Below are 26722 nucleotides of genomic sequence, written 5' to 3' on the forward strand. Positions count from 1 at the left end.
GACCGAATCGCGTGGACCAGCACCGGTGGCGAGGTAGACCACGCGGGTGTCGTTACGTTCCATCGGCTCAGCGACACGTCATCACGGGTCGCCGTGCAGATCGACTGGGAGCCCAAGGGATTCATCGAGAAGGCCGGAGCAGCCCTCGATGTTCCCGACCATGCGGTAAAAGCCGAACTCGAGAACTACAAGAAATACATCGAAGAGCAGGGTACCGCTGACGGTGCATGGCGAGGTTCGGTCGAGAACCACTAGCCATATCGACGGTGGCGTAGTCTCGATAGATGAGTTTTCCGCTGGTCGATCCCCGCGGCTGACCCTTCTACGACGTGCTGGATGTTGCCACGACCTCACCCCGGATGCTGAGCGGGGCCCCACGCCTGGATGTCGGCGTGGTGAGACTTGCCTTCGCCGTGGTGTGCGTCGTGGCGCTGGTCGCCCGCTATATCTGGGGGCTTGGATCCGCTACCTTCGCGCCGAGCAATTACTACGCCTACCTCACTATCCAGAGCAACATCGCCTTTGCCACGGTGATGGCAATCGCTGGAGTGCTGGCGTGTCGCACGGCCCGGGATCCGGACTGGCTCACCACTGTTCGCGCGGGTGTCCTGACCTGCACGCTCACGGCCGGCATAGTGTTTGCCGTGATCGTTCAGCAGTCCGGCTCTAATACCGTGCCGATCGATGTGCCGTGGTCTGATATCATCCTGCACTTCTGGCTGCCGCCGTTGGCCGCGCTCGAGTGGTTCCTGTCGCCGGGCCGCGGCCGCGCACCCTGGCGAATCGTGGTGTTCGTGCTGGGCTACACCCTCAGCTGGGGCGGCCTGACGATGCTCCGAGGCACGGCGGTGGGCTGGTACCCGTACTACTTTCTCGACCCGGGCCAGCTCGATGGAGTCGCGGAGTTCTTTACACTGTCCGGCTTGTCATTGGCAGTGTTCACCGTGGTGGGGCTTGGCGTGGTGGGAGTCACGCGGCTTCGGCGAAAGGCCTAAGACTCGAGACGACCAGTTCGGCGAGTTCCTTATCGCTCAGGCCCGCCAGGGCGATGGCGGCATCGCCGCCGACGATTCCGATGAGGGCCGCCTCCCCGGTCAGCGGCGCCAGGTTCACCCAGGTGGTGATGAGCTCGTTGGTGCCGACAAGGCTCCAGGTGACGGCATCCGTCGACCAGAATGGCGCGTCAAACCTGGCCTTGATCACGTCGATGGCGCCAACAGAGAGGGCATTGATCGCTGCCCTGTGGCCAAAGGGCAGCAGGGGGTTGAAGTCGATGGTGGCCGCCTTAAGCACACCCAGTGGCACCGTGACCACGACCCTGTCGACGCTGAGGGACTCGCCGGTGCCGAGCCGCAGTCGAACCCCGTCGTCGTCATACGACACTCCGACTACTACGGTCGAAAGAAAGGTCTCGATCTCCCGGAGATCGTCGTCGATGAGCGACACAAAGGGCCCGGTGACAATGCGGGTCGCCTCAGGCGCGATCGGAGGTACGAACCAGGCCGAGGCAGTGGATGCCTCGGCCCCCGTCACGGTGGCGAGAGACCGCAGGTACTGCTCGAGTAGCGGCCCGCCGCCGAGCTCGCCCTGGCTGGCGGCTCCCGCGGTGTCGAACGCGCCTGAGGCGACCAGGGCGTCGGCGAGGGTGGAGTCTGCTGCCTGCTCGGCCGCCCAGATCGTTGCCGTAGCAACCGCAGTGGCACCCACCGCGTTCGGCGACGTAGGCGGCACATCGGCAACCGGAGCTGGAGTCAACACCTCGCCGTCCGACACAGCATCGCGAATGAGGTCGGGCCCGCTGGCCGACACGGAGGTGACATCAAGCCTGTCGAGCGCGGCCACAACGTCGGCGTCGCTATCGACGCCGAGTCGCCAGGCACCCAGCTCGGTGTAGTTGCCGTCACCGTCGTTGACGCTATGGATGCGGCCGCCGGTGCGATCCCGCGCCTCGAGCACCACGACGTCGAGGCCCTGTGCCGAGAGGCGCCGCGCACATTCGGCTCCGGCCGCTCCCGCGCCGATCACGGCGATGCGTTCGCCTTCGACCGCGATATCCGCGAGCTCACCAGCGGCTCGGGCTCCGGAGCTTCGTGCCCCGCCCACCGTGGCGGGATCATCCGACAGAGCCTCACCCGCAAAGAAGACCCTGTCGTCAACGCTGTGCGCGAGGTTGTCGCGGTGCAGGGACGTCGCCCCCACCGGGAGGAAGCTCACGGCGCCGAGAGCGAAAGGATCGTTTGACCAGTTGCTGCGTTGCACGCTTTTCGGCTTCGGGACGGAGTTGCTCGGCTCGGGCGAGGGTGTCGGTGCGGGTCGCGGCGGCGTGTCGGTGCATGCGGTGAGCACGAGCATCGAGGCACCGGCTCCCGCACCGACGAGGAAGCTGCGACGAGTGAAGGACATCTCGTTCCCACTGTAGCGGGACGACAGCGCGGCGGCTCCTAGCGTGAAATCGACTCGCAGCGCAATCCCCATCGCGGTGCGGCCCCACATCCCTATTCTGTGAGGAGAGTCGTCTGTTCTGAGAGCAAACTACTGGGCGCGCCGCGAAAGGAGTGCTGATGTCGATCGAACCTGACTTCTGGCCGACGCGCCTTCGTCGTCGCTACACTCCGCTGTCACTGATCGCCCACGGCGGCATGGCCAAGGTCTATCGAGCTCGTGACGAATTTCTGGGTCGGGATGTCGCGGTCAAACTGTTCCGCGCGACGGCCACAGCCGAGAGTGACTTTCGACGGCAGGAGGTCGAGGTAAACGTGCTGGCCCGGCTGAATCATCCGAACGTGGTGACTCTGCTCGACGCGGCCGTTGATCGAAGTGATTCCGAAGACACTCGTATCTACTATGTGATGGAACTTGTTGTCGGCTCCGACCTTAAGAACAGGCTGGATAGCGGGCCGATGGGCGCCCGCCAGGTGGCCCAGATCGGCTACTGGGTGTCTACCGCGCTTGAACATGTTCATGGGCTCGGGATTGTGCACCGTGACGTGAAGCCGGCCAATATCCTGATTACCGCCAGCGCTGACGGGCAGACGATGACAGCAAAACTAGGGGATTTCGGCATCGCGTCGGTGGGGAACGCGAGGGCGATCCCCGATGAAGAATTTGTGACGGGCACGGTGGCGTACCTGAGCCCGGAGCAGGCTCGGGGGGAGGAGGTTGGCCCGGCCAGCGACGTGTATTCGCTGGGTCTCGTGCTGCTGCAATGCCTCACCGCAACGCTGGCGTTTCCCGGCCCGGCACAACACTCCGCCATGGCGAGGCTGCTCGACGATCCCGAGATTCCCGACACCGTTGCTCCCCAGTGGAAACAACTGCTGCGGGCGATGACCTCTCGAGAGGCGGCGGATCGACCGGACATCCACGACGTCGCCCTCGCCCTGGCCCAGCTGTCATTCACGGAATCCGGTCGCCATAGGTCGCGATCGGCTGCGGTTGTGCCGGGGCTTCCGGATGACGCCTTCGACCGGATCACCGCCGTGGCGGCCAGGGTACTGGCCGTGCCCATTGCTGCCGTCAGCATTGTCGGCAGCAGCCGGATGTGGGTCACCGCCAGGAATGACCTGGAGGTGACTCGACTGGGTGGAGACGCAGGCGTCAACGGCACAGCGCTGCTGCGTCAGGAGCCCTGGGTGATCGAGGATGCCAGGCTCGACCCTCTCGCGGTGGGCAACCCCCTGCTATCCCCGGCCAGCGGCGGAAGTGACGAGCTGAGATTTTACGCTGGCGTGCCCCTGCTCAGGGCTGATGCGACGGCGCTGGGCACACTCTGTGTGCTCGACACGAAGCCGCGTTCGATCGATGCACTGGACATGTCTACGCTCCAGGATCTTGCGGCCATCGTCATGCGTGAACTCGACTGGCGTGCGGGACATTGACGGTGTCTGCCACTCTCGCTAGCGGCGCCTGCTCGGCCGCCGGTCCGGCGTTCGCTTGGTGGCCGGTCTGGATTTCTTTTCCGGGGGAGCCAGCACTCCACGGGAGCTGTTGGCGGTGCGTCCACGCACGATTCCGATGAACTCTTCGACGAGCGCGCTGTTGTTGGTGGCCAGCCACACCAGTGCGATGCGGGATGTGGGACCGTCGCTGACCGGCCGCGCAATGATGTCGCGCCGACTGAACGCTCGGGCTACAGACTGCGGCATCACGGCAACCCCAGCCCCTGTAGCGATGAGTTCGATGATGGACACCCAGCTCCCATCAGACCCCATCTGGAGTACTGTCTCGTCGACCAGGTCAGCGAGGGTGACGGAGTCCAGGGCGTCGATGGCATGCTCTTTCGGGGCAACGACCACCGACAGTTCCGAGTACAGCGGGATGCGCGAGAGGTGCTCATCATCGATCGGAAGCCGCGTCAGGGCCGCGTCGACCGACCCTTCGCTCACTGCCACCAGCGCCTCGGAGGGGGAGCACAGTCGCAGCTCCAGTGCGGTTTGCGGCATCCTCTCGGACCAGGTCCTGGCCCATTTGCCTGGCGTCACGCCAACGACGAACGCGACGGTCAGTGTCGCGCCAGCGGCAGAAAGATCGGGCTGGGCCATGGCCACAGGCTACCCTTGCACTGTGCCAGTCCAGACCATGAAGCCCGCTACCGCAGCCAAGAAGCTGGGGATTTTCCTCCCGGCGACCCCCGTCGAATTCCAGGATGGCGAGGTGAGCCGCATCCAATTTCTCGAATTGCAATCGACGCCGCCCGAGTGGCTCGTGGAGTTGCGCAGAAATGGCCCGCATCCGCGGCAGGAGGTCGCCCGCAAACTGGGCATTTCGACATCAGGACTGGCGCGCGCCGGCGCTCCTGACACCATGACCTCCGTCGAGATCAAGAGTCTGCTCGAGCAGAAACCCGAATGGCTCGTTGTCGAACGGGCTACCCACGCAGCGGTACAGGATGACAACGCGCGCATCAAGTCCGAGCGCGCGGCCCGGCTCGAATCACGCGGCGGTGGTGGTGGCCGCTGACCCGATGATGGGTGGGCCCGCTCGCTCGTCCCGGGCGGGCTAGGCCGCTCATAATATATTGCCCCTACAAAAGGGGAGTGACAACGTGAGTTGGTCTCGGATTACACTGAGCACATCACAGCCGAAGTCCAGAGTCCCAGTGTGGGGAGATGTTTAGTGCTACAGACCGTGCATGACCTCATCGTGCGCCCCGCAGTGCTGCGCTGGCACTCAACATCGGATATGTCGTGGCGATCATTATCGTCGCCCGCCAGCACAGCACAGATTGAGATAGCGGGGCCGGACCCCGACCGTGTGCTCCTGGTCGGCGGAGGCATGACGGTCGGATGGGGGATGACCTCGCACGACCAGGCGCTCGCAGGTTCCCTTGCCCGGCAACTCTCGGCGCTGACCGGTCGTGGCGTATCCCTTGACGTCATCGCCCACGACATTCTGTGCGACGAGGGCACCATCGCCCCGGCACTGTCCCAGTTGCTTCCCACTTTCGACGCGATCGTGATCACCCCCGGTGACCTGGATACCCTTCTCCTTCTGCCGCTCAGAACTTATCGTCACCGGGTCGACGCCGTGCTGGACGCCATCACCGAGCTCATTCCCGCACACTCTCACCTTCTCGTTATCGGACTCGTTCCGATGCCGACCGTGATCACCATGTCGCAGGCGATGAGGTGGTTGACGACCCGGTTGTGCGCAGCACTCGACCGCGAGGCTCGATTGGCATGCGCGTCTCATTCGCGCGCGGCATTCGTGCCCTTCCATCCCACTGATACTCCCGGGCGGGGCGGCACCGGGCGCACCTACGAAACGTGGGCAGGGATGATTGCCCCGATGATCTCTGAGAAACTCAACTCGTCCAGCGATCAGTCAATTCGCTGATTTTCGATGCCGGTCGACCCCGAGGCCGGAATAGACGTACCGTTAAGCGAGACGCCGACCATGTCTCGAGAGGACTGTTGTGCCAGAGTGCATCCACGGGCTAGAGATTCCGCTGTGCGACAGCTGCTTCCCGAAGGCCGTCATAGAGAAGCCCAAAGTAGCGCGCGCGAGCTCACGATCGCCTCGAGTCTCCCCGGCCTCAACATCCAGGAAGTCTATTAAAACCGCGGCCCAGCGCGTGTATCACGTCACTCACATCAGCAATCTGGAGAGTATTCTCGCTACCGGTGCCCTGCTTGCTGATGCCTCACCCGCGGTGAATGTGAGCACCGAGCTGACCCGCGAGCTGCGAACCACAGCTCCAGTAAGTTCGGGCGGACCGATGGTTGCCGACTTCGTCTGCTTCTACCTCACCCCAAGCGCGACCCTCTGGGAACAACTTCGCGAAGGCGCCGAAGATGAGACTCGCTGGTCAACGGCGGCCCGCACTGCCACATCGGCCGACTTCGTCTTCCTGGTGAGCACGGTGGAAGCCCTGGGGGAGGGCTCCATCATTGCCGACGGTGATGCCGCCCACAGTCTTACGCGCTTCGCTACGGGCGACTCGTTGACCCGGATGCTGGAACGGCTTCACGACAGTGACGACGTGCAAGAGGCGGAGGCCCTTGCCGTAGGACCCTTCCCGTTCGAATCCGTGCAGTTGATCGGGGTATCGAACGACCGGGTTCGGGATCGGGTAAAGAAACTCACCGCCACCAAGGTCGCGGTGTACCCACCCTGGTTCCAGGCCGCCGAGTAACCTGACCCGGTGGCACCACCGGCTCTGCTGATCGCAGGCTCCGCGTAGCGTTAGGTCATGATCGATTACCTGGCGACCCCCATTGACCCGACTTCGACGGAAGCCCTGTCGATGAAAGGCTTGCACCTTGCCCTGGTCGATACGTCTCACCACGCAGAATTCGAAACCTGGCTGAGAGCCGATATTCGCGGCTTCCACGGCGCCGAACCCACCAGCGAAAACATCGCGGCCAACATCGCCGGAGTCGCCGATCGTCGCACCACAGGCGTGTGGGACGCCAGCGCACTGGATGCCGGTGTTCCAGTAGCAACGGTCAGTTCATGGCCGCTCGAGCTGACCGTCCCGGGTCACCGGCATGTGAAAGCCTGGGCCATCAGTTCGGTCACCGTCGCGCCGACTCACCGCCGCAGGGGGATAGCCCGGGCGTTACTCGAAGCCGAGCTGCGCACGGCCCGTAGCCTGGGAATCCCGCTCGCCACGCTGACCGTGTCGGAGTCAACGATCTACGGCCGCTTCGGCTTCGCTCCCGCCGCATTCGCCAACAACCTGACGATCGACACCCGACGTGCGCACTGGGTCGGCCCCGAGGCATCCGGCCGCCTGAATTTCATCACCCCGGCGCAATTCCGCACCGAGATTGCACAGATGCATGACCGGGTGCGGCTCACCAGTGCCGGCCAGATACCCGTGTGGGGCAAGCGCTGGGACGAAATTTCAGGCCTTACTGGTGACGATAAAGAGCACAGCACGCGGCTGCGGGCCGTGCGCTACGACGACCTCAGTGGAGCTCTGACCGGGTTGGCGCTGTACCGCGTTACCGAGGCACAGGGTGAGAGTGCCGGTGATTTTTCGCAACACGTGCTCACCATCGAATATCTCTGCCATGAGACCGACGAGGCGTATGCGGGGCTGTGGCGCTATCTGCTGGAGGTCGACCTGGTCAGCCGGGTGAGGGCACCACATCGCTCAGTGGACGAGCCAGTGCAGTGGCAACTCAGTGACAGCCGCGCCATCGCGCAGTCACCGTGGGATCACCTGTGGCTGCGCATCCTGGACGTCACGGCCACACTGGAGTCGCGAACCTACTCGGCGCCGGGTCGATGCATCCTTCGCGTGCAGGACGATCTCGGCTATGCCACGGGCGACTATCTGCTTGAGGTGGATGCCGCGGGCTCCGGCCGGGTGAGTGCGATGGACGGATCACGGGATGCCACGGCATCGGTATCACTGGACGTCAACGCGCTCTCCGCGCTCTTTCTTGGCGGTACCTCTGCCGCAATGCTGGCGGCGGCGGGCCTGATCGCTGAGGATGAATCTGGATCAGCGGCCGTGCTGGAGTCGATGTTTCACTCGCCCCGCGCGCCCTGGCTGTCGGTGTGGTTTTAGTCCAGCACGCCGACACCTCCTCGTGGGGCACCGCTACTGTGGCACCATGACCTTTCAGGCGTACCTCGACACCATCAAGCAAAAGACAGGTCTTTCGGCTGACGACTTCCGCAGGCTCGCGGCAGAGAAGGGCCTGCTTGCCGAGGGAACGAAACCGGCGGCGATCATCGCGTGGCTGAAGGAGGACTTCGGACTCGGTCAGGGGCACGGGATGGCGCTGGTCGCGACGTTCCGTGAGCGACCGGTAGATGCGGATCGCATCGATCAGCAGTTCGCTGGAGCAAAAGCTCACTGGAGACCGATCTTCGAAGCGCTTCTGTCCACTCTCCACGACAACGGACCGGTCGATGTTGCCCCGACCGCGACGTATGTCAGCCTGCTGAAAGGTCGAGGCAAGTTCGCTATCGTCTCGTTCACTGCCGACCGTATGGATGTCGGCATCAAGCTGAAGGATGCGCCGGCGACCGACAGGTTCGAAGCCTCCGGCTCGTGGAACTCGATGGTGACGCATCGCGTGCGCATCGCCGACCCGGCGCAGCTGGACGCGGAGCTGCTCGACTGGCTGCGACGCGCGTACGCGGCGGCCTGAAGCACCGCCCCTGGACCACTGCCCCTGGACCATTAGCGGCCCGCGGCGTAGCCCTGGCTTCCGCGAGGGTTGGCGGCGGCCCACAGCATCCCGTGCTCATCAACACCCACAGCCGACAGCCTGCCCAACGACCAGTCGTCGGCGCGAGTGACCACATGGCCGCGCGCCACCAGCGAGTCAATGACGGTGTCGCCAAGTCGACCCTCCACCACAGCGCCCCCGGGCTCCCACTGGCGGGGCCAGAATGAGTCCGGAAACGAGGTGGTGTGAAACGAGGGCGCATCGATCGCCTGCTGCGGGCTGTACCCGCCCACCATCGTGCGCAGCAGGTACAGCAACTGCCAGGTGTCCTGCTGGTCACCGCCGGGGGAGCCGAGCGCAGTCACCGCGATCCCGTCTCGCACGACAAGAGTGGGGCTGAGAGTGGTGCGCGGTCGACGGCCGGGGGTGAGGGTGGCGGGCGCGCCATCCTGCAACCAGGTCATCTGCAGTCGGGTACCGAGGCTGAATCCCAGGCCGGGGATTGCGGGGGAGCTCTGCAGCCAGCCTCCCGATGGGGTGGCCGAGACGATGTTGCCCCAGCGGTCTATGACGTCGATGTGACAGGTGTCGCCCCGGACGACTCCCTCTTTCGTGACCGTCGGCTCGCCCACGCCCGAGGTGCCCACCGTGAGGGGCGGCAGGAACGGGCGGCGTCCTGGCACCGTTCCCGGGCGGAACTCGAGTGAGGCGGCATCCGACACCAGAAGACGGCGGGAGGCGAGATAGCCGGACGACAGGAGGGTGTCGAGAGGAACGTCCGGTACATCTCCACACCACGCCTCACGGTCGGCCATGGCGAGCTTCTCGACCTCCAGGATGGTGTGCACACCCTCGGGAGACGACGGATCGATGTCGTCACAGCCGTCGAGCATGCCGAGCATCTGCAGCAGCGCGGGGCCCTGACCCCATGCTCCGGCCTTGACGATGCTATGACCGCGAAACTCGATCGTGACCGGCCGCTCATAACACGCGCCGAAGCCCGCAAAATCATCGGCGGTGAGCACACCCGCATAGTCACCACCATCGCTGTGCCGGTGCGGAGTGCGAACAAAATCGACGATCGCCCGAGAAACGAAACCCTCGCGCCACGCGGCGCGGGCGGCGTCGATCCGCTCCTCACGTGAGTCGCCTTCTGAGGCCGCGAGTCGCTCAAAGGTGTGTGCGAGCTCAGGCATCGTGCCGTCGTACCCCGACCAGAGTGCAGACGACGTGGGCCAGTGCTCGTCGAAGAGCGGTCGCATCCTCTCGATCGTCTCCCGCACCCGTGGCAGCACGGGATGCCCGTGTCGGGCGTAGTCGATCGCCAGGGCCAGCGCGTCAGCCAATTCCCACGTGCCATGGTCGCGCAACAGCAGGAACCAGGCATCCACCGCACCGGGGATTGCCGCCGCCAACGCCCCCGCGCCGGGCACGAGCGTGAGCCCCAGTTCGCGATACGCTGCTGCCGAGGCCGCCGCCGGCGCGGGGCCCTGGCCTATCAATACCGTCGGCGCCCCTCCGGCGGTCGCGAAGACTCCCACCATGTCACCGCCTGGGCCGTTGAGATGCGGTTCCACAACGTGCAGCACAAAGGCACCCGCGACCGCGGCATCGAAGGCGTTGCCTCCGCGTTCCAGTACGGACTGCGCCGATGCGGTGGCGAGCCAGTGCGTCGAGGCCGACATCCCGAAGCTTCCCGACAGCGTCGGACGGGTGGTGAAGTCGGGCGCGGGGCTAAACGTCATCCTTCGACGTTAGTCGCGCCGGTCTCCACTCTCCCCGCCACCAGTCTCGTGCGAATCCTGGGTCAGGGGCAATCCAGTACGGGCAGGTGCTCCGAACCTCCGGCATCCCCTGTTAGGAGTGTCATGACCACAGCAATGGTTCCCGTCTCCAGCCCCGTATCCGCAACTCGCCACGTCTCGCTGATCCCCACGCGACGCGGCTTCTTTGGCCGGTTGGTGCGGTTCACACCGAAACCCTCGCGTCGCCGCTCGACATTCGTCGAGATAGCGCGTTGATCGGCAGCTGGGCAGCTGGATTTAGGTTCTCAAGACCCATTGCCCGCTGAGGAACAGCGATCGCTATTGTACCAACTGCGCCTCACGCTGGGAACGCCGGGTTGGCAGGTCCGTGACGGTGGCTATTCTGACCGACGGCGCGAGTTCCCGCGTATGCCCCGTCCATCCCGCTCCATCCCACCAGCGTGCCGACCGGCTGTCCGCCGGATCCGGATACCAGGCTGCCGCAGGCTCACCCGTTTTTTGTGCGAAAGATGACATTCCCGAATTTGTCATAGCGTAACTCCCTGACCGTCGTTATACCGTCGAGGCTACGAGGTTGGCGGGCCAATGGCATGCCCCAATACGGGGGCAGCTACAGGAGCGAATGCACGGCGTCTGCGATCGGCTGCGCACCGCTGGCGAACTCCCAGGCCCTGCCGATCGTCCTCGGCTCGTCAATCACGGCCACGATCACCGCGGCGACGTCTCCCCGGGGGATTGAACCTCGGGAGACGCTCTCGCCCAGCGTCACCATGCCGGTGTCAGGGTCATCCGTGAGCGCGCCCGGTCGCAGGATCGTCCAGTCGAGGCTCGTGCCCACCAGCGCCGCGTCGGCGTCGTGCTTCGCTTGGTAGTACACCGCCATGTCGCCCTCGGTGGGAGGCGCATTCCCCGCTCCCATCGCCGACACCATGACGAAACGTGCCACCGAGGCACCGGATGCCGCGGCCATCGCACGCACAGCGCCGTCGTAGTCCACCGCCCGGGTGCGGGCGGGGTCGCCCCCTCCAGCACCAGCGGAAAACACGACGACGTCGGCCCCCGTCAGCACGTCACCAAGCTCGGCCTCGCTCGCGCTCTCGATGTCGAGCACTCTGGGGATTGCCCCCAGTGCGGCCAGTTCGTCCGCCCTGGCGGCATTGCGGAAAATTGCGACAGCCTGATCCCCGCGAGCGTTCAGCAACGTGATCAGTTCGCGAGAAACTTTTCCGCTGCCGCCGATGATCGCAACCCGGATGGGACCCTGTGGTGTAGATGTCATAGCTCCAGTCTCTCAGTCACCGCCGTTTTTCCGACACTGCCGTCTCTCTGTCGGTACCTAGCGTTCGCATAGCACGCCCCGCCACCCGCTGTGACTCACGCGCCGGCGCGACGATGGTAGGTCGGCGTCCTCCCTCATCCCGGTCGGCATCGACACCGAGCACCTGCACACGAGCGCTGCCGTGGAAGTGCCAGATCGACGCGGTCCAGGCACAAAGAAGCGAATCAAGAAGGTCTTCGCGATGCTTGTATTCACTATTCGTCAGCGGTGACCGCAGCAACAGAGCAGCAGATACGGGGTGGGAGGCGATGTCGATGGGGGGCTCGGCGGTCGCCAGTGCGGCGACCCTGCGCACCAGCTCGTCGCAGGCCAACGCCCGCACCTGGCGTGCATCGGCGGCCGGCAGCCCGCGCACCGGCCGCTTGTAGCGCGGGCGTTTATCGTCGTAGCCGAGCTCATCCATTCCCACGATCGTGGTGTACGGATAACACTCAAAAAAGCTGCGCCCGGTGGTGGATGGCGGCTCTGACCCATCGATGTAGGTGAAGCCCGCGGCTTCGAGGCGACGGCGCAGCGTGACCCCGCCCGTCCAGCCCATGCTCGAGTTGCTGGCATTCGCCGCCACGTGCCAGCGACCGTAACCCATGCCGACCTGACGCTCAGCAAGGCGCATGCCGGTGGGGTTCGGGATGACCAGGGGCGCGTCGATCGCAATGATCGCTCCAGGCTCGGCGTGCTCGAGCAGCCACTCGGCTACATCATCAATGCCGCGCGCCCAGCCCGCATGACTGACGACACCGTGTTGATCGATAGAGGCGAGCCCTGTTTCGTTGGCGCGCTTGCGTACACTGCCCTCGCCCCAGGCCAGGTCGACGCCGAAGTACTGCGCCATGGTGCCCACTCTCGATTGACGATGTCTTTATCGCTATTGACGCTACCGGCTGCTGGCGACACCGCAGCATCGAAATATTTGGCGCGTTGGGCTGAGTTGGGCCAAAACTTTTCACCCCGCGCCCTACGCTTGGAGCATGGTCGACCCACCTCTCATCGGTCCTGTTGACCCGCCCGAACTGCACGTGATGACGTATAACATTCGTCGACGGATGCCTCGAGCAGCCCCCCGTAGCCCCGACCGATGGACCTACCGCGCTCCGGCTTTGCGACACCTGTTGGCCACGGAACAACCCGCCGTGCTCGGGGCGCAGGAAGCACTGCCGGACCAGACGGAGTTTGTCGCGCACAGCCTGGGACATCATTACTCCTGGATCGGCATTGGTCGAGATCCCGATGGCACCGGCGAAAGTTGCCCCATTTTCTACGACACCCGCCGGGTGCAACTGCTGGAATGGCGTCAACTCGCTATGTCAGACACGCCACGGCTAGCGGGGTCGAGAAGCTGGGGCAACCGGATCCCGCGCATGGTCGTCTGGGCTCTGTTCACCGATCTGGCCACCGGCATCCAGTTTCGAATGCTGAATACCCACCTCGACCACCAGTCGCGCCGCTCACGGGTGCACTCCGCCAGATTGCTCAGGCAACTGGTTGATGCCAGCCCCGGCCCCGCCATCCTGACCGGCGACTTCAACACTTCGGTCGATACAAGCCCGTACAGCGAATTGATGCTCGGCCGGACGGTGTTGGATGCCTGGCGGAGCGCCGACACACAACTCACCAAGGCCTGGGGCACCTACCCGAACTACCACCCCGCGAGACTGGGCCGCAAGCGCATCGATTGGATACTTACCAACACACAGGTGGAGGTCAGCTCGATCGGGATCAACACGGCGCTTCTCGGCGACATCGCCGGGTCGGATCACCTTCCTGTGCAGGCCGTCATACAACTGCGCGGGGAGTGAAGGACCATCTCGCGAGAACACGTAGGGTGAAGTGACGACACAATTCAGGGGGCATCGATGAGCACTTCGGCGAGTTCGACCACGTCAACCAAGGCGGGAACGAACGGCAAAGTTATCGCGCTGGCGATCGCGGGAGCGCTGGGCGGATTCCTGTTCGGCTTCGATTCCTCGGTAGTCAACGGCGCGGTCGAACCGATCCGTGAGCAATTCGGACTGACCGAGACGCTCACCGGCCTTGCCGTGGCATCCGCTCTGATCGGCTGCGCCGTGGGCGCATACCTGGCAGGGCGCCTCGCAGACTCGAAAGGTCGCATCCCCTCGATGCTGGTCGGTGCCGTCCTGTTCTTCGTCAGCGCCATCGGTTGTGGTTTCGCATTCGGGGTGTGGGATTTGATCCTGTGGCGCCTGGTGGGCGGCCTTGGTATCGGCATCGCCTCGGTGATCGCCCCCGCCTACATCGCCGAAATTTCACCCAAAAATCTCCGCGGACGTCTGGGATCCCTTCAGCAACTCGCCATCACCCTGGGAATTTTCGTCGCCCTGCTCTCAGACACGCTCTTCGCGGGCGCTGCCAATGGCGCCGAAAAGGAGTTGTGGTGGGGGATTGAGGCTTGGCGGTGGATGTTCCTCGCCGGGGTTGTACCCGCCGTCATCTACGGCCTCGTGTCGATGCGCCTTCCCGAATCGCCCCGATTCCTCATCCTCAAAAACCGCGACAATGACGTGCGCGATATCTTCGCGCGCTACTGGCCAGGGGAGGACGCCGAGCGCGCCATCCGAGACATGCGATCCGTCATCAAGACGGACGAACTGGGGTCGCGAAAGGGCGCGCTCAGGGGAAATAGATTCGGCCTGAAGCCGATTGTGTGGGTCGGGATTATCCTGTCGATCCTTCAACAGTTTGTTGGCATCAACGTGATTTTTTACTACTCAACGACCCTCTGGAAGTCCGTCGGTTTCGCAGAGAGTGACTCCCTGGCCATCTCGGTGGCTACGTCGATCACCAACATCGCCGTCACCTTCGTGGCCATCGCCCTGGTCGATCGGGTGGGCCGTCGTCCGATTCTGCTGTTCGGATCTGTTGGGATGACCGTCGCCCTGGCCACCATGGCCGTTGCCTTTAGCCAGGCAGCATTGGTCAACAACGAACCCAGGCTCGAGGGGGCATGGGGGCCAATTGCGCTGGTCGCCGCCAACATCTTCGTCGTCAGTTTCGGCGCATCCTGGGGCCCCGTCGTGTGGGTCTTGCTGGGCGAGATCTTCCCGACCACGATCCGCGCACGGGCACTGGGCATCGCCGCCGCCGCGCAGTGGATCGCCAACTTCCTGATCACGGTGTCATTTCCGCCGCTGGCCTCGGTATCGCTGGTGCTGACCTACGGCATGTACGCGCTCTTCGCGGGACTGTCATTCCTGTTTGTGTTCAAGGTCGTTCCCGAGACCAATGGAATGTCCCTCGAGGAGGCCGAGACACTATTCGTCAGGGCGCGAAAGCCCGCAAAGTAGCAGCGGTCGCAGCGTCAACGTACGCTGGGTTCGACGCAGAATCCATCACGAACGGAAAGCGGTCATGACCTCAGAGCACACGGTGACGGTCGAGAACGAGCGAATTCGGGATCACCTCCCGGCCCTCGAGATCAGGGGCCTGGTGAAGCAATTCGGCGAAAAGGTGGCCGTCGATAACCTCGATCTGACAGTGCCCAGCGGCTCGTTCTATGGCCTAGTGGGGCCTAATGGCGCGGGAAAGACGACAACCCTGTCGATGGCGACCGGTTTGCTGCGTCCCGATGCCGGCCAGGTCAGTATTCATGGCGTGGATGTCTGGACCAACCTTGTTGCAGCGAAGAGGCTCGTCGGTAACCTCAGCGACGGGGTCAGGCTGTTCGACCGGCTCACGGGCCTTCAGTTGGTGACCTATGCCGGCCTCCTGAGCGGAATGACACGCGAGGTTGTCGCGGAGCGCGCCAATGATCTGCTTCAGCTTCTTGACCTCGAGACGGCAGCCGGCACGCTCGTCATCGACTACTCGGCCGGCATGACAAAGAAAATCGCCCTGGCCTGCGCACTCGTGCACGCCCCGCGACTGTTGGTGCTTGACGAGCCGTTCGAATCTGTCGACCCGGTTTCTGCCGCGAACATCCGTGACATCCTGGATGGTTTTGTGAACTCCGGCGGCACCGTCATCGTCTCCAGCCACGTCATGGACATGGTGCAACGCATGTGCGATCACGTCGCCGTGATAGCGCAGGGGCGGGTGCTGGCATCCGGAACCACGGACGAAGTCCGCGGAGACTCGACCCTCGAGGATCGCTTTGTCGAACTCGTCGGCGGGCGCCGCACGGGGGAGGGGCCCGCGTGGTTGCGACTCTCGTAAGGCTCCGGTTCCTGCTGCTGGCCAACTCGCTGAAGAGGAGCCCGTGGCAGCTTATTGCGGTGGTGATCGGGGGCCTGTACGGGCTCGGCATTCTTATCTCGGCCGTCGCCGGACTGTTCGTCCTGAGTTTCGCCGAAATCGAGCTCGCCCGCACGGTGACGGTTCTCGCGGGGGCTGCGGTCACCCTCGGCTGGACTCTGCTGCCCGTGCTGACGTCCGGCATTGACCAGACCGTGGAGCCCGCACGGCTCGCGACCTTCCCCATCCCGCTCAACACCCTCTTGTTGTCACTCGCGATCAGCGGTGTGCTCGGCGTTCCTGGCTTAGTCACCCTCGTCGCCGCGCTGGCAACCGCGGGCACCTGGTGGCGGTACCCGGTCGCTGCCCTGGTCGCTGTCGTGTGTGCTGCCATCGGTGTTCTCACCTGTGTGATCGGATCCCGGATGCTCGTTGCCCTCACCGCACGAATCAGCTCAGGTCGTCGTGCGCGCGAGGCCAAAGGCATCCTGGTCGTTATTCCGGCGTTGCTGCTCGGGCCGATCATCCTCGGCCTCACACAGGTGCTGAGCGACGTCTCAGACCTGCTTCCGCGCATTGCACATCTCGTATCGTGGAGCCCGTTCGGCGCAATCTGGGCAGTGCCGGCGGATGTGGCATCCGGAGACCTGGGCCGGGCTGCGTGGGAATTCCTCATCGGAATCGCAACCCTCGTGGTGTTCGTGCTGGTGTGGCGTTGGGGGCTGGCGCTGGCCCTCGAAACCCCGAGCCGATCTACGCTGGTGAAGGCCGGCACACGAGGGCTGGGACTGTTCACAGTGTTCCCGGGGACTCCCGCCGGAGCCGTCGCAGCACGAGCACTGACCTACTGGATCCGTGACCCGAGGTACACGCAATCGCTCATCACCGTTCCTCTCGTTCCGGTGCTGATCTTTTTCTATGCAGGAAGCAACGGCAACCTGGCACCGCTCAACGCCGTGGCCCCCATCGTCGCCGTGCTGCTGTCGATGTCGATTTACACGGATGTCTCGTACGACAACACCGCATTCGCGCTGCACCTGCAAACCGGAGTCAGCGGGCGCGCCGACCGTATCGGTCGAGTCATCGCCCTCGCAATTTTTGCGGTGCCGATCTGCTTCGCACTGGCCATCGCGTCAGTGTGGATCACGAATGCCTGGGAGATACTGCCCGGCCTGCTCGGGATCATCGCCGGAGTGCTCCTGACCGGTTTCGCCGTGTCGTCTCTGATCTCCGGGCGGTTCGTGTTCATGGTGCCGGCCCCCGGGGAGAGTCCCTTTAAGTCAAAGCCGGGTGGCGGGGTGAGCCTGATGTTGTCGACATTCGCGTCATGGAGCGTGCTCGGCATCCTGACCCTGCCCGAGCTGGTGCTCGCGATCGTCGGATTCGCCAGCGGAAATATCGCTCTGGGGTGGTTGTCACTACTCGTCGGGATCGTTCTGGGTTCCGGGTTTCTGATAATCGGTGTGCGCATCGGCGGAGCCATCCTCGACCGGCGCGGCCCCGACCTTCTTGCGCAGCTGCAGAAGCAGAAGTAGCTCGCTCGCGTCACCTCAGTGCGGCGATCAGAGCAGCGTTCGTAGCAGCTTCTCGACGCTCATTCCGGCATCGGCAGCGCGGCGCTCCAGCCGGGCGTGTTCTACCGCAGTGAACATCACCGTCACGGGGATGTTGACTGCCGACGACATCTCGGGCTCAGCGATGTCACGTGTCGAGCTGTCGAAGGTGAACAGAGTTGGGGGCTCGACCGCCGCAACAGCGAGTGAGCCGCGGCCGGCAGCTCCCGGGAAACCCGGACCTGCAGGTGCGGCCGAGCCGCGCTGGTACGCCTCGGCGGCACCCCGGGCACGGGCATCGGCGGCCTCATTCAACACATGACCGACGTGGCCTTTCACCCACTCGAACCGGTAACGCCGACCCGCTACCGCCTGATCGAGCTCTTTGAGGAGGTCGAGGTTCATCACGGGCTTGCCGTCGCCCTTGCGCCAGCCTTTCTTCTTCCAGCCGGGCATCCATTTAGTCACGGAATTGATCACGTACTGGCTGTCACACAGGATGTGCAGGTCGTCGTCGATGTGCGCGGTCGCGCGAAAAAGCTCGAGCACCGCGGTCAGCTCGCCCATGTTGTTCGTACCGTGCGGCCAGCCTCCGGCGGCCCAGGTGTCGTCATCCACATACCAGGCCCATCCCGCCGGCCCCGGATTACCCAGCGCGGACCCGTCGGCAGCAGCAGTAATAGTCATCCCGTCTAGGGTAGCGAGCATGCCCTCATACCGAGTAACTCTGGCGATCGGCGCGTTGGCGATCGGGATCTCACCGGGCAGTGTGCTTCCCGCGGCGAAGGATGCGGGGCGGGAACTCGCGGTGGTGGAAGCGGCCGATCTGATGGGCGCAGTCGGGGCTAGAACTGCCCCATAATCCCGGGCAGAAACTGGACCGCGGCGAAGACGGCCACCGGCACGGCGATGGTGTTGATGAGAAGAAGCACCAGGGGTGCGCGACCCTTCCCGGTGACTCTGACGACTCGGATGGTGCGGGCAATCATGTAGGCGAGGGGGCCCAGCAGGATCCACCATTCGCTCGCGGGGTTCCGGAAGCCGAGTCCGACCAGCGATTTGCGATCCTGAACGGCCGTTGCGAGCATCCAGAGCATCGGCACGAGAGCGCCCGCCACCAGGGCGCCGATCTGCGCGGAGATGAGAGTGAAGACAAGCGCAGCCCCAACCGATGACAGCGCCGCGATCCAGGGAGTGAAGGCCAGTGCCCACACGCTTTCTGTGGACGACCGGACCGGAGCGGGCTGGCGCGAGGTGTCCCACCAGCTCGCGGGACCGGCGTTGTTCTTGCTGATACCGGACTTGGAAAGCCCGGGAAGGTTGATCTCGGCATGGGCCGTATACCCACGGGCGATTCGCTCACGAGTGTCGTCAGTGATCGCGGAGTCGTCGAAGGCTGCCACCTCGGGCTCGGGCTCTACTGCGGGAGTGGCGATGGCCTCCTGGGCGGTGTCATGAACGTGATCGGTCCATCCAGCGCCGTCCCACCATCGCAGGATGGTCGTGTCAGGGCCCTCGGGATACCACCCGACTGGGGGCATGCGTTCCATCACGTCGGTCGTTGTCACGGCGTTGCCTTACTGGTCGGTGGGAGCGTCGGTCACCAGCGGACCGCCGAGCATCTCTCGAAGTTGGCGTCGCGTCAGCGCCGCACCGCTGGACGTGTGATCTAACGCGAGGAATTCAGAAACGTCGCCCGGCACTTCAGGCAGCGTCGGCTCGATTGCCGAAGATTCGCCGGGCACATACTCGACGACAATCGGCTCGACGGGCACGAGAGTCGGTGCGGCCAGGGGGCGCACATCGTGAGTCCAGTCCGTGCCGTCCCACCACCGCAGGCTGTCGTCGGTGACCCCATCCGGGTACCAGCCAGCAGGCACGTGCGTGTGTTCCATAATTGACATCTCGGCCCCCCGCCGTTGTTCCTTGATACGACCCTAGGGATCGCAGTGACTCCGCCACGATCCCCATTTCAAGGGGTGAGGCCCACGGTCTACCTCCAAACGAGTCAGGATCGCTCTGTCGGGGACAACCCCACAGTGCCCAAACGTATGTCGCCCCGATAGGCTCCAAGGGATGCGACGACTACTCAGCTCGGCTCTCCTGGCGGCGGTTTCTCTGCTGCTGGCGGTCTCGGCGCCTATGGCGGCCGCCGCTAATACCAGCGATTTTACGTTCGATTCGTTCGACGCCGACTACACACTGACCCGGCTTGGTGACGGAACCGCCCAACTGGACGTGGTGGAGACCATCGTGGCGCGGTTTCCCGAGTTCGACCAAAATCGCGGAATCGTCCGTGCCATCCCGGACAGCTATAACGGCGTGGCGCTGGAAACAGACCGAATCTCGGTCGTCAACGACAACGGCGATGCTGTGCCGTTCGAAACCGACCGCACTGACGAGTTTGTGACGCTCGCGCTCGGAACCGACGAGTTTGTTCATGGCGCCGTCACCTACGTCATTTCCTACACACAGCGCAATGTGGTGCGATCGTTCGCCGACACGAACGCCGATGAGTTCTATTGGGATGTCAACGGCGTCGGCTGGGACCAACCCTTTGACAGCGTCGCCGCGCGAATTCATCTTGATGGCTCCGTGATGAGCGCCTTCACCGGAAACGCGGCCTGCTACATCGGCGCGCAGGGTGATGGCACGACCTGCCCCATCCAGGAATTGGGTCCCGGGCTGGACGATGCCCCCACTTCCAACCCCGCCACTCCCGCATCGACACTCACGCTTGAGGCAACTGCCGACAACCTTGCGCCGCGCGAAACCATGACAGTGGCCCTGTGATTCACCCCCGGCACCTTCCTGACACCCGAGCCCACGGTGACTGTGCCCCAGCCCGTGCCCGCCGGCTTCGAGTTTGCCGCCGGCGCCGTCGGGATTCTCAGCCTGGGTGGGATGATCGCCGCGATCGTCTCGAGGGTGCGCTCGGGGCGCAGCGCCCCAGGTCGCGGCATCATCATCCCGCAGTACAGCGAGCCCGACGAGATCACCATCCTGCAATCGGCGCATCTGGTCGGCAGGTCATCGGCGGCGATTCCGGCCGCTCTGGTTCGGCTGGCGGTGCGTAAGAACATCCGCATTCTCGCGTACGCGGTGGAAGAGGGGAGCGAGCCGTACACGCTGCAGTATCTAGGCTCCACTGGCGCGAATGCCGAGGACCTGGCACTGATCGCGCTGCTGTTCGGAGGGGAACCCGAGGCGGGCGCCCTTCGCGCGTTCGGCCAGGGACAGCAGGATTTGATGACAGCTCTGCACCAGCAGTCCGCAGTCGCTAAGGCATCTCTCCCGGGCGCCGGCTACCTGGAAAAGCCGCCAGGACGAGGCGGCGCGATCGGTCTCGTGCTGGTGCAGCTGGCGCTGGGCACCGTCGCGATAACGCTGCTGGTGGTCTCCAGCGGGCTATTCCTGAACGTCAGCCCCCTGCTGTTGCTGGTGATGGTCTTCGGGCTGGTCGCCCTGATCGTCTGCATAGCGCTGGCCATCCGCCCTCTGCGCCAGACGGCGAAAGGGGCCGAGGCTCGCGAATACCTTGAGGGGATGCGCACCTACCTGACGTTGGCGGAGAAGGATCGACTTCGTGCGCTGCAGAGCCCAAGCGGCGCCGAACGCATCAATGTCGGTGACGGCAGGGAGATGGTCAAGCTCTTCGAGAAGCTGCTGCCCTGGGCCATCGTCTGGGGTGTCGAAGACCAGTGGATGCGCGAGCTCGAGGTGCGTGTCAGCTCGCTGGCCGAACAACCCGACTGGTTCATCGGCTCCGATGGGTTCTCTGCCGCGATGTTCACCAGCACGCTGCGGGGATTCTCCACCGCCATGACTCCGCCCGTGAGCGCCTCGAGCTGGAGCGGAAGCGGGGGCGGCTCGTTCAGCGGTGGATCCTTCGGCGGCGGATTCTCCGGCGGGGGTGGCGGCGGCGGTGGTGGCGGCGGCCGCTGAGTCGCTACCGCGCGTCAGGAGTCGCTGAGCCTGACGCCCGTGGGGTCTTCGGCCGGGGCATCCACCAAATCAGTTCCCCCCACCGGCGTGCCCTGCCACGACAGCAGAACCCACCCGTCGCGAGGATTTCCCTCGAGTGCGACCATGCCGGTGTTGTCGATCTCATGCTCGCCAGCGAAACTCGGCGCAACATTGCTGGCGCGACCGGCGACCCACACCCTGATCGCGGCGCCGTGGCTGAATACCACTACGGTGCGAGCCGCGAATGACCCGGCGACCCCGCCCGCATCGTGGTCGGCGGCAACCCGTGCGATATCGGCATCAAACCTGTCGAAAAATGCGTGCCCGTCCGTGCTTCCCGGCATCACCACGTCGAGGTTACCGAGCCCCCAGGCGAAAGCGGTCTCCAGGTATTGTCGAAGAGAAGCGCGGTCGCTGTTGCCTTCGAGCGAGCCCGCCTCAATCTCGTGGATGCCCGGCAGCTCGATCGCGTCACACCCCCGATCGGCGGCGAGTGGCGCCGCGGTGAGGTGGGTGCGCAGCAGGGTGCTGACGTAGATCCTGCCGACGATGTCGTTCGCCAGCGCTACCGGAATCTGCGCGGCCTGTCGGGTTCCGAGCTCCGTGAGCCCGGGGCCAGGATGGGCGGTATCCAGCAGCCCGGCGACGTTGGAGAGGGTCTGGCCGTGCCTGATGAGAAGAAGGCGCACCCCTGATGCCTACGCTGACGCCGGGAGAGAGCTCTCGATGAGTGCCACGATGGCTGGGTCGTCGGGTTGGACGGTGGGGCGGAACCGGTGAACCTGGCCACCGGGAGTGATGACGAACTTTTCGAAATTCCACTTCACTTTGCCCGCCTTACCCGCGGCATCCGGAGTCTTCGTGAGCTCCTGATACAGCGGGTGCGCAGTCTTGCCATTCAGCTTCACCTTCTCGAACATGGGAAAGGTGACGCCCCATGTCATCGAGCAATACTCCTTGATTTTGTCTTCGGAGCCGAGCTCCTGCAGGAACTGGTTACTCGGGAACCCCAATACGGTAAAGCCACGTTCGCCATACGTTTTCTGAAGTGCTTCGAGCTTTTCGTACTGAGGGGCAAGGCCGCATCGCGACGCGACGTTGACGATGAGCACCACCTTGTCGCTGTAGTCGGCAAGCGAGGTGGAGGCCCCGTCGATGGTGGTGAGGGGAATCTCGCTGAGCGTAGTCACCATCACAACCTACGCTGCGCAAGCTGAGCGTCAGCGTAAAACCCTTGACACCATGACCTCCGCCGCAAGCATCGAACGGGAAGGCACGTAACCCCGACACGGGCTCAGGGCACGTCGTGCCAGCAACCACGCACCCGCGCTGGGTATTCTGGGGACGCCCTTTCCCCTGTCGAAAGCGAAAGTATGCCCGAGAGCCCCCTGTCGCCCAGCCCCTACGAGGTGCTCGGTGTCGCGGCATCCGTGACGAGGGAGGAGCTTCGGCGTGCGTACCGCAAGGCGCTCCGCGAAACACACCCTGACACGGGCGGCGACTCCCGGCGCTTTGCGGCGGTGCAGGAGGCCTGGGACCGCGTGGGTACGCTCGAGAAGCGGGCGGCGTACGACGCCGGGCGCGGCATCCACTCAATTTCTCATGACACATTTACGGCACAGCCGGCCCGCCCGCGACAGGATACGAGACCCAGATCCAGGTCGCACGGTCACCCAGGGGGCTGGAGGCGCGAGAAGTTTCTTGGCCAGCTTCGGGAGTGGGTGGGCCGGGGCGTCGAGATCGCTGACCCGTACGACCCTGCGCTGGTGCAGGGGGCTCCGCGGGAGATCAGACGCACTCTCGCCGATGCCCTCGCTGAGGAATCAACAGCGCGCACCATCAGCACCCTCGGCATTGGTTTTTCGGTATGGCATGACGTCTCGACCGGTGGACCCGAAGCGAAGATCGACCACGTTGTGCTCGGGCCGACCGGCCTGTTTGCGATGCTCTCCGAAGATTTTGGGGGGCCCGTCCGAGCCCGCAAGGGTGAGCTGATCGGTGATGTGCTTCAGGGGGAGCGACCCATGCACGATCTGGCCGGCCGCGCCCGCGCTCTCGCTCGGCAGCTTCGGGTGCGGTTCACCGCCCTGGTCATTGTGCTGCCGGATGACGCTCTCGACGATTCCGTCGTGGCACTGGGCAGCGTGCGGGGAGCCGCAACGCTCGCGGTAACACAGTCGTCTCTGACGATGCTGTTGCGCCAGGGAATCCCGGGGTCCGAGCCGATCGGCGGCAACGAGCTTTTCGACGTGCGCACTCGCGTGGGTGACGGCGTGCGCTTTGTCTGACTCGGCGTGCTCGTCGTCAGATCACGCGCTTAGTCTGGATTTACACCTGTCGATTTATGCCGTCACGTCGAATACACGGAAAGACCCTAGGCTGGTGTCTTCGTGTCTGGAAAGAAGGATTCTGTCTCGTGATTCGCGTCATCAGCTATAACCTTCGCAAAAACCGCGCGAGCATTGAGCTTGCCGAACTGGCGAAGACACCCGATCTCGACGCGCTGTGCCTGCAGGAATGCATAGCCTCGGAGTTGCCAGCCGAGATCGGCAACCTGCACCTGGCCGACTCCACGAAACGAAACAGGCTCGGGCTTGCGGTGTACTACCGCCGGGATCGCTATGAGCAACTGGCGAGCAGGTCATTCGAGTTGAAGAAGTCGCTGCATGACCTCATCTTCTCGCCGACACCTGAGCGCCTCGTCGGCACGAAGCTTCTCGACCGTGAATCGGGTCACGAGCTTGTGCTCGCGTCGTTCCACGCGGCACCGTTGACCGCACTCAACTCTCTGCGCCGAAAGCAGATTAAGGCGGCCCACGAACTGCTGCAGGATCTCGGCTCCGGCGCTCCGATCATTATGGTCGGCGACTACAACTACCCCCTGTTCAAGGACGGGTTGTCTAACCGCGTCGCAAAGTCCGGTTACGACTTGACGCTGAGTGACCGACAGACGTACACCGCGTACAAGTTCTTCCGCGGACACTTCGATTTTGTCACTTCGCAGGGGTTCACCGTAGACGACGTGCAGACCATGCCGCGCGGCTCGTCAGACCACATCCCGATATTGGTAACCGCCTCCTACGGGGCCGTCGCGAAGGTCGAAGCCGAAGCGGCCTGAGCACACTGACGCGCGGTAGCTCGTGCGTTCTAAGAGAAGTCTCACGTGTCATGAGCGACCACCGGTCCAGAATGGGAGCATGGTGGCACGCTCAGCTCAGGTACCCGGCTTTGTCGGCGCCGCAGCGCTCTCCGTTGTCGCCGTGATCGCAATTGTGCTCGGAATAGTCTTCGCCAGCGGGTTGGGATTTGTGGATGCCGCCGGCCAGCCCCTTGACGTCCCCGCGGTGTCGATCACGCCGGAGCCGTCGTCGCCTACCGAACCAATCCCTAATCCCACCAGCGATCCCACCCGTGAGCCGACCGGTATTCCCACTCCATCGCCGACACCCGATGATGGTGACGGGCCCGAGATCGTGCCCGGCCCGCCGCCGGTGACGATGGAGCTTGAAGATCACGGTGATGACAACGATGACAACCGCGGATCTGGCAGCGGCAGCAGCGGTTCCGGCCGCTCGGATCACTGATACCGATCGTTGGCCGATGTCGGGGATTTGTGAGACTCGTCTCATGGATGGCTCGTCAACTGCTTAGATTGCGCGTCCAGCATGGAGGAACGGCATAAAGCCGCACTCACGCCGGCTCGCCGGCTCGTTGAAAGGCACATCATGTCACTTTTCACCTCTCGCCCCGTGCTCATCGCTTCGGGCATTGCTATCGCAGGCGTGCTGTGCGCTGGCGGAGTCGCCGTCGCGGCCACCCTGCCCAGCAGCTCGACCACGTCGCCGACGTCCGAGTCAACACCGACGCCGACGCCGGCATCCTCGGACGACCCCCTGAGCCACGACCTGAACGACGATGAAGTGCATGCCCCCGGGACGCACGATGTGGGGGATGACAGCGCCGACGATGATTCTCTTGACGACAATGCACTTGACGACAACGCACTTGACGACGATGACGCGGACGACAACGACATCGCAGATGAGGCGGACGAGGCAGATGATTCTCTCGACGACAGCGATGCTGATAGTGCTGACAAGGTGACGGATGGCAGTGGTCACCACGACGGAAGTGGCTCCAGCGACAATTCCGGCCACGGCAGCGACGACGACTAAGTCGATCACCGAGGGGTGGGTACTGGCTGCGTTATCGGAGCCGGTAGCCCATCCCTCGTACGGTCTCGATGTGCTCGGCCCCCAGCTTCGACCTGAGGTAGCCCACGTAGACATCGACGATGTTCGACCCGGGATCGAAATCGTAGCCCCACACTCGACTGAGCAACTGTTCGCGACTGAGCACGCGATCGGGGTTTCGAAGAAACTCCTCGGCCAGCGCAAACTCACGCGCCGATAGATCGACTTCACGGCCGCGCACGATCACCCGGCGGCTGTGAAGATCGAGTTGAAGGCCCTCGACGGCCAGTATCGCCTCGACGCCACGGCTGGCGTCCGCCATCCTGAGCCTGATGCGAGCGAGAAGCTCGTCAAATCGGAAGGGCTTCGGCATGTAGTCGTTCGCGCCCCCTTCGAGGCTCGCCAGGGTATCGTCGGCGGAGGTACGAGCCGTCAGAACGATCACGGGCAGCTCGAGGCGGGCGGCGCGCAGGCGCTTCAACACCTCGAATCCGTCAAAACCGGGCAGCCCAATGTCGAGGACCAACAGATCGAAACCACCAGCGAGGGCGTGCTCGACGGTGTCGGGTCCGGTCGTGGCAACAACGGTGGTGAAACCTGCCGCGCGCAGTCCCTTCTCGACGAAGGACGAAATCCTGGCCTCGTCTTCTGCCAGCAAAATTCGGCTCATCAACTCTCTCCATGCTCGGCGGGGTGATCTTCTTGCCGCGGGGTGTCGTACAGCGGGATGTCAATGACAAAAAGGGACCCGGTGGCATGGCCCTGCCGGACGGACGCGTGGCCGCCGTGCGCCTCGGCAATGGCAGACACGATGGCCAGCCCCAGGCCGGAACCCGATTCCCCACGCCCCTCAGTACTCCGAGCCCCGGGCCCGCGGTGGAATCGCTGGAAAATGGTGTGTGCGGCGAGCGGATCGACCCCCGGCCCGTCATCGAGCACCGAGAAAAGAAGCCGGCTTCCACGCACCTCGCTCGAAATCTCGATAACGCCGCTTGAGGGCCCATGCACGACGGCATTCGCTGCGAGCTGAAGCAGGGCCTGAGTTATTCGCTCCCCGTCGATCATCGCCATTACGTTGGCAGCCTGG

Annotated in this window: 31 protein-coding genes and 1 pseudogene; 19 read left to right on the forward strand and 13 right to left on the reverse strand. The window is 64.2% G+C overall.

The genetic code is table 11. The annotated features are described in order from the left end of the window. Together RMN95_RS11210 and RMN95_RS11215 are read left to right on the forward strand one after the other, a co-directional pair. A pseudogene (locus tag RMN95_RS11210) lies at positions 1-255 on the forward strand (cyclase); the annotation flags it as partial. 74 nt (positions 256-329) lie between these two features. Further along, the gene (locus RMN95_RS11215) at positions 330-995 is read left to right on the forward strand and encodes a Pr6Pr family membrane protein (protein WP_309616995.1); all 666 of its coding nucleotides are present in this window, start codon (positions 330-332) and stop codon (positions 993-995) included. On the opposite strand, the gene RMN95_RS11220 is transcribed toward RMN95_RS11215, so the two are convergent. After that, entirely contained in the window at positions 970-2403 is a 1434-nt protein-coding gene (locus tag RMN95_RS11220; RefSeq protein ID WP_309616996.1) for an FAD-dependent oxidoreductase, read from the reverse strand. The genes RMN95_RS11215 and RMN95_RS11220 overlap by 26 nt on opposite strands. Positions 2404-2561: 158 nt before the next feature. On the opposite strand from RMN95_RS11220, the gene RMN95_RS11225 reads away from it, so the two are divergent. After that, positions 2562-3878 (forward strand): protein kinase domain-containing protein, encoded by a 1317-nt coding sequence (locus RMN95_RS11225; protein ID WP_309616997.1) that lies wholly within the window; start codon positions 2562-2564, stop codon positions 3876-3878. A gap of 18 nt (positions 3879-3896) precedes the next feature. On the opposite strand, the gene RMN95_RS11230 is transcribed toward RMN95_RS11225, so the two are convergent. Further along, a complete protein-coding gene (locus RMN95_RS11230; RefSeq protein WP_309616998.1) occupies positions 3897-4541 on the reverse strand; it encodes a LysR family substrate-binding domain-containing protein in 645 nt (214 codons plus the stop codon). A 37-nt stretch (positions 4542-4578) separates the two neighbouring features. Between RMN95_RS11230 and RMN95_RS11235 the strand changes: the two genes are divergently transcribed. From RMN95_RS11235 to RMN95_RS11255, 5 genes are all read left to right on the forward strand, one after another. Continuing rightward, complete coding sequence (locus tag RMN95_RS11235) at positions 4579-4959, forward strand: DUF5997 family protein (RefSeq protein WP_309617020.1); 381 nt, start codon at positions 4579-4581, stop codon at positions 4957-4959. Positions 4960-5127: 168 nt separating this feature from the next. Further along, positions 5128-5835, forward strand: a complete 708-nt coding sequence (locus RMN95_RS11240) for a hypothetical protein (protein WP_309616999.1) — start codon at positions 5128-5130, stop codon at positions 5833-5835. A gap of 238 nt (positions 5836-6073) precedes the next feature. Continuing rightward, positions 6074-6634, forward strand: coding sequence for a DarT ssDNA thymidine ADP-ribosyltransferase family protein (locus tag RMN95_RS11245; protein WP_309617000.1), 561 nt, complete (start codon positions 6074-6076; stop codon positions 6632-6634). Positions 6635-6691: 57 nt separating this feature from the next. Then, positions 6692-8020 carry a GNAT family N-acetyltransferase gene (locus tag RMN95_RS11250; RefSeq protein WP_309617001.1) on the forward strand — a complete coding sequence of 443 codons (1329 nt, stop codon included), beginning with the start codon at positions 6692-6694 and terminating at the stop codon, positions 8018-8020. A 46-nt stretch (positions 8021-8066) separates the two neighbouring features. Then, positions 8067-8609, forward strand: a complete 543-nt coding sequence (locus RMN95_RS11255) for a DUF4287 domain-containing protein (protein ID WP_309617002.1) — start codon at positions 8067-8069, stop codon at positions 8607-8609. 32 nt (positions 8610-8641) lie between these two features. Here the strand turns inward: RMN95_RS11255 and RMN95_RS11260 are convergent, their stop codons facing one another. The 4 genes from RMN95_RS11260 to RMN95_RS11270 all read right to left on the reverse strand — a co-directional run bounded on the left by RMN95_RS11260 (position 8642) and on the right by RMN95_RS11270 (position 12567). Continuing rightward, positions 8642-10375 (reverse strand): gamma-glutamyltransferase, encoded by a 1734-nt coding sequence (locus RMN95_RS11260; RefSeq protein ID WP_309617003.1) that lies wholly within the window; start codon positions 10373-10375, stop codon positions 8642-8644. Positions 10376-10714: 339 nt separating this feature from the next. Beyond that, positions 10715-10927, reverse strand: a complete 213-nt coding sequence (locus RMN95_RS17175) for a DUF2510 domain-containing protein (protein WP_397545285.1) — start codon at positions 10925-10927, stop codon at positions 10715-10717. Positions 10928-11006: 79 nt separating this feature from the next. Next, positions 11007-11675, reverse strand: coding sequence for an SDR family oxidoreductase (locus tag RMN95_RS11265; RefSeq protein WP_309617004.1), 669 nt, complete (start codon positions 11673-11675; stop codon positions 11007-11009). 16 nt (positions 11676-11691) lie between these two features. Then, the gene (locus tag RMN95_RS11270; protein WP_309617005.1) at positions 11692-12567 is read right to left on the reverse strand and encodes a DUF429 domain-containing protein; all 876 of its coding nucleotides are present in this window, start codon (positions 12565-12567) and stop codon (positions 11692-11694) included. Positions 12568-12703: 136 nt separating this feature from the next. Here RMN95_RS11270 and RMN95_RS11275 point away from each other — a divergent pair, with 136 nt between their 5' ends. The 4 genes from RMN95_RS11275 (at position 12704) to RMN95_RS11290 (ending at position 17458) form a co-directional block, all read left to right on the forward strand. Continuing rightward, positions 12704-13531: an endonuclease/exonuclease/phosphatase family protein gene (locus RMN95_RS11275; protein WP_309617006.1), complete on the forward strand. Its 828-nt coding sequence runs from the start codon at positions 12704-12706 to the stop codon at positions 13529-13531. Positions 13532-13588: 57 nt separating this feature from the next. Further along, complete coding sequence (locus tag RMN95_RS11280) at positions 13589-15037, forward strand: sugar porter family MFS transporter (protein WP_309617007.1); 1449 nt, start codon at positions 13589-13591, stop codon at positions 15035-15037. A gap of 64 nt (positions 15038-15101) precedes the next feature. Beyond that, positions 15102-15905 carry an ABC transporter ATP-binding protein gene (locus RMN95_RS11285; protein ID WP_309617008.1) on the forward strand — a complete coding sequence of 268 codons (804 nt, stop codon included), beginning with the start codon at positions 15102-15104 and terminating at the stop codon, positions 15903-15905. After that, positions 15887-17458, forward strand: a complete 1572-nt coding sequence (locus tag RMN95_RS11290; protein WP_309617009.1) for a transporter — start codon at positions 15887-15889, stop codon at positions 17456-17458. Before RMN95_RS11285 ends, RMN95_RS11290 begins: the two co-directional genes overlap by 19 nt. A 27-nt stretch (positions 17459-17485) precedes the next feature. Here the strand turns inward: RMN95_RS11290 and RMN95_RS11295 are convergent, their stop codons facing one another. Then, a complete protein-coding gene (locus RMN95_RS11295) occupies positions 17486-18163 on the reverse strand; it encodes a ribonuclease H (protein WP_397545170.1) in 678 nt (225 codons plus the stop codon). A gap of 19 nt (positions 18164-18182) precedes the next feature. Here RMN95_RS11295 and RMN95_RS11300 point away from each other — a divergent pair, with 19 nt between their 5' ends. After that, positions 18183-18338, forward strand: coding sequence for a hypothetical protein (locus RMN95_RS11300; RefSeq protein ID WP_309617010.1), 156 nt, complete (start codon positions 18183-18185; stop codon positions 18336-18338). On the opposite strand, the gene RMN95_RS11305 is transcribed toward RMN95_RS11300, so the two are convergent. Both RMN95_RS11305 and RMN95_RS11310 read right to left on the reverse strand, forming a co-directional pair. Then, a complete protein-coding gene (locus tag RMN95_RS11305) occupies positions 18322-19044 on the reverse strand; it encodes a DUF2510 domain-containing protein (protein WP_309617011.1) in 723 nt (240 codons plus the stop codon). The two genes, RMN95_RS11300 and RMN95_RS11305, sit on opposite strands and share 17 nt — an antisense overlap. Positions 19045-19053: 9 nt before the next feature. Beyond that, positions 19054-19371 (reverse strand): DUF2510 domain-containing protein, encoded by a 318-nt coding sequence (locus RMN95_RS11310; protein ID WP_309617012.1) that lies wholly within the window; start codon positions 19369-19371, stop codon positions 19054-19056. A gap of 181 nt (positions 19372-19552) precedes the next feature. Between RMN95_RS11310 and RMN95_RS17180 the strand changes: the two genes are divergently transcribed. Together RMN95_RS17180 and RMN95_RS17185 are read left to right on the forward strand one after the other, a co-directional pair. Continuing rightward, positions 19553-20269, forward strand: coding sequence for a DUF2207 domain-containing protein (locus RMN95_RS17180; RefSeq protein WP_397545286.1), 717 nt, complete (start codon positions 19553-19555; stop codon positions 20267-20269). Positions 20270-20311: 42 nt separating this feature from the next. After that, positions 20312-21421 carry a DUF2207 family protein gene (locus RMN95_RS17185; RefSeq protein ID WP_397545287.1) on the forward strand — a complete coding sequence of 370 codons (1110 nt, stop codon included), beginning with the start codon at positions 20312-20314 and terminating at the stop codon, positions 21419-21421. A 14-nt stretch (positions 21422-21435) separates the two neighbouring features. Here the strand turns inward: RMN95_RS17185 and RMN95_RS11320 are convergent, their stop codons facing one another. Continuing rightward, positions 21436-22131, reverse strand: coding sequence for a histidine phosphatase family protein (locus RMN95_RS11320; RefSeq protein WP_309617013.1), 696 nt, complete (start codon positions 22129-22131; stop codon positions 21436-21438). Between the two features lie 9 nt (positions 22132-22140). Further along, the gene (locus RMN95_RS11325; RefSeq protein WP_309617014.1) at positions 22141-22632 is read right to left on the reverse strand and encodes a glutathione peroxidase; all 492 of its coding nucleotides are present in this window, start codon (positions 22630-22632) and stop codon (positions 22141-22143) included. A gap of 183 nt (positions 22633-22815) precedes the next feature. Here RMN95_RS11325 and RMN95_RS11330 point away from each other — a divergent pair, with 183 nt between their 5' ends. From RMN95_RS11330 to RMN95_RS11345, 4 genes are all read left to right on the forward strand, one after another. Next, positions 22816-23730 (forward strand): DnaJ domain-containing protein, encoded by a 915-nt coding sequence (locus RMN95_RS11330; protein WP_309617015.1) that lies wholly within the window; start codon positions 22816-22818, stop codon positions 23728-23730. Between the two features lie 131 nt (positions 23731-23861). After that, positions 23862-24560 (forward strand): endonuclease/exonuclease/phosphatase family protein, encoded by a 699-nt coding sequence (locus RMN95_RS11335; RefSeq protein ID WP_309617021.1) that lies wholly within the window; start codon positions 23862-23864, stop codon positions 24558-24560. Between the two features lie 79 nt (positions 24561-24639). Then, on the forward strand, positions 24640-25026 hold the full coding sequence (locus RMN95_RS11340) for a hypothetical protein (RefSeq protein WP_309617016.1): 387 nt from the start codon (positions 24640-24642) through the stop codon (positions 25024-25026). 141 nt (positions 25027-25167) lie between these two features. Beyond that, the gene (locus RMN95_RS11345; protein WP_309617017.1) at positions 25168-25617 is read left to right on the forward strand and encodes a hypothetical protein; all 450 of its coding nucleotides are present in this window, start codon (positions 25168-25170) and stop codon (positions 25615-25617) included. Positions 25618-25648: 31 nt separating this feature from the next. Here the strand turns inward: RMN95_RS11345 and RMN95_RS11350 are convergent, their stop codons facing one another. Further along, complete coding sequence (locus RMN95_RS11350) at positions 25649-26305, reverse strand: response regulator transcription factor (protein ID WP_309617018.1); 657 nt, start codon at positions 26303-26305, stop codon at positions 25649-25651. Further along, positions 26305-26722, reverse strand: a 418-nt coding sequence (locus RMN95_RS11355; protein ID WP_309617019.1) for a sensor histidine kinase, incomplete at its 5' end; no start/stop codon positions are given. The genes RMN95_RS11350 and RMN95_RS11355, both read right to left, overlap by 1 nt.

Source organism: Salinibacterium sp., from assembly GCF_031364185.1.
Taxonomy (GTDB): Bacteria; Actinomycetota; Actinomycetes; order Actinomycetales; family Microbacteriaceae; genus Rhodoglobus.

What these genes read in the sequence shown, in the direction of transcription:
- RMN95_RS11220 (WP_309616996.1), bottom strand. Translation starts at nt 2,403, where the DNA reads ATGTCCTTCACTCGTCGCAGCTTCCTCGTCGGTGCGGGAGCCGGTGCC.
- RMN95_RS11225 (WP_309616997.1), top strand. Translation starts at nt 2,562, where the DNA reads ATGTCGATCGAACCTGACTTCTGGCCGACGCGCCTTCGTCGTCGCTAC.
- RMN95_RS11230 (WP_309616998.1), bottom strand. Translation starts at nt 4,541, where the DNA reads ATGGCCCAGCCCGATCTTTCTGCCGCTGGCGCGACACTGACCGTCGCG.
- RMN95_RS11235 (WP_309617020.1), top strand. Translation starts at nt 4,579, where the DNA reads ATGAAGCCCGCTACCGCAGCCAAGAAGCTGGGGATTTTCCTCCCGGCG.
- RMN95_RS11250 (WP_309617001.1), top strand. Translation starts at nt 6,692, where the DNA reads ATGATCGATTACCTGGCGACCCCCATTGACCCGACTTCGACGGAAGCC.
- RMN95_RS11255 (WP_309617002.1), top strand. Translation starts at nt 8,067, where the DNA reads ATGACCTTTCAGGCGTACCTCGACACCATCAAGCAAAAGACAGGTCTT.
- RMN95_RS11260 (WP_309617003.1), bottom strand. Translation starts at nt 10,375, where the DNA reads ATGACGTTTAGCCCCGCGCCCGACTTCACCACCCGTCCGACGCTGTCG.
- RMN95_RS17175 (WP_397545285.1), bottom strand. Translation starts at nt 10,927, where the DNA reads ATGACAAATTCGGGAATGTCATCTTTCGCACAAAAAACGGGTGAGCCT.
- RMN95_RS11265 (WP_309617004.1), bottom strand. Translation starts at nt 11,675, where the DNA reads ATGACATCTACACCACAGGGTCCCATCCGGGTTGCGATCATCGGCGGC.
- RMN95_RS11270 (WP_309617005.1), bottom strand. Translation starts at nt 12,567, where the DNA reads ATGGCGCAGTACTTCGGCGTCGACCTGGCCTGGGGCGAGGGCAGTGTA.
- RMN95_RS11275 (WP_309617006.1), top strand. Translation starts at nt 12,704, where the DNA reads ATGGTCGACCCACCTCTCATCGGTCCTGTTGACCCGCCCGAACTGCAC.
- RMN95_RS11280 (WP_309617007.1), top strand. Translation starts at nt 13,589, where the DNA reads ATGAGCACTTCGGCGAGTTCGACCACGTCAACCAAGGCGGGAACGAAC.
- RMN95_RS11285 (WP_309617008.1), top strand. Translation starts at nt 15,102, where the DNA reads ATGACCTCAGAGCACACGGTGACGGTCGAGAACGAGCGAATTCGGGAT.
- RMN95_RS11295 (WP_397545170.1), bottom strand. Translation starts at nt 18,163, where the DNA reads ATGACTATTACTGCTGCTGCCGACGGGTCCGCGCTGGGTAATCCGGGG.
- RMN95_RS11300 (WP_309617010.1), top strand. Translation starts at nt 18,183, where the DNA reads ATGCCCTCATACCGAGTAACTCTGGCGATCGGCGCGTTGGCGATCGGG.
- RMN95_RS11310 (WP_309617012.1), bottom strand. Translation starts at nt 19,371, where the DNA reads ATGGAACACACGCACGTGCCTGCTGGCTGGTACCCGGATGGGGTCACC.
- RMN95_RS17180 (WP_397545286.1), top strand. Translation starts at nt 19,553, where the DNA reads ATGCGACGACTACTCAGCTCGGCTCTCCTGGCGGCGGTTTCTCTGCTG.
- RMN95_RS11330 (WP_309617015.1), top strand. Translation starts at nt 22,816, where the DNA reads ATGCCCGAGAGCCCCCTGTCGCCCAGCCCCTACGAGGTGCTCGGTGTC.
- RMN95_RS11340 (WP_309617016.1), top strand. Translation starts at nt 24,640, where the DNA reads ATGGTGGCACGCTCAGCTCAGGTACCCGGCTTTGTCGGCGCCGCAGCG.
- RMN95_RS11345 (WP_309617017.1), top strand. Translation starts at nt 25,168, where the DNA reads ATGTCACTTTTCACCTCTCGCCCCGTGCTCATCGCTTCGGGCATTGCT.
- RMN95_RS11350 (WP_309617018.1), bottom strand. Translation starts at nt 26,305, where the DNA reads ATGAGCCGAATTTTGCTGGCAGAAGACGAGGCCAGGATTTCGTCCTTC.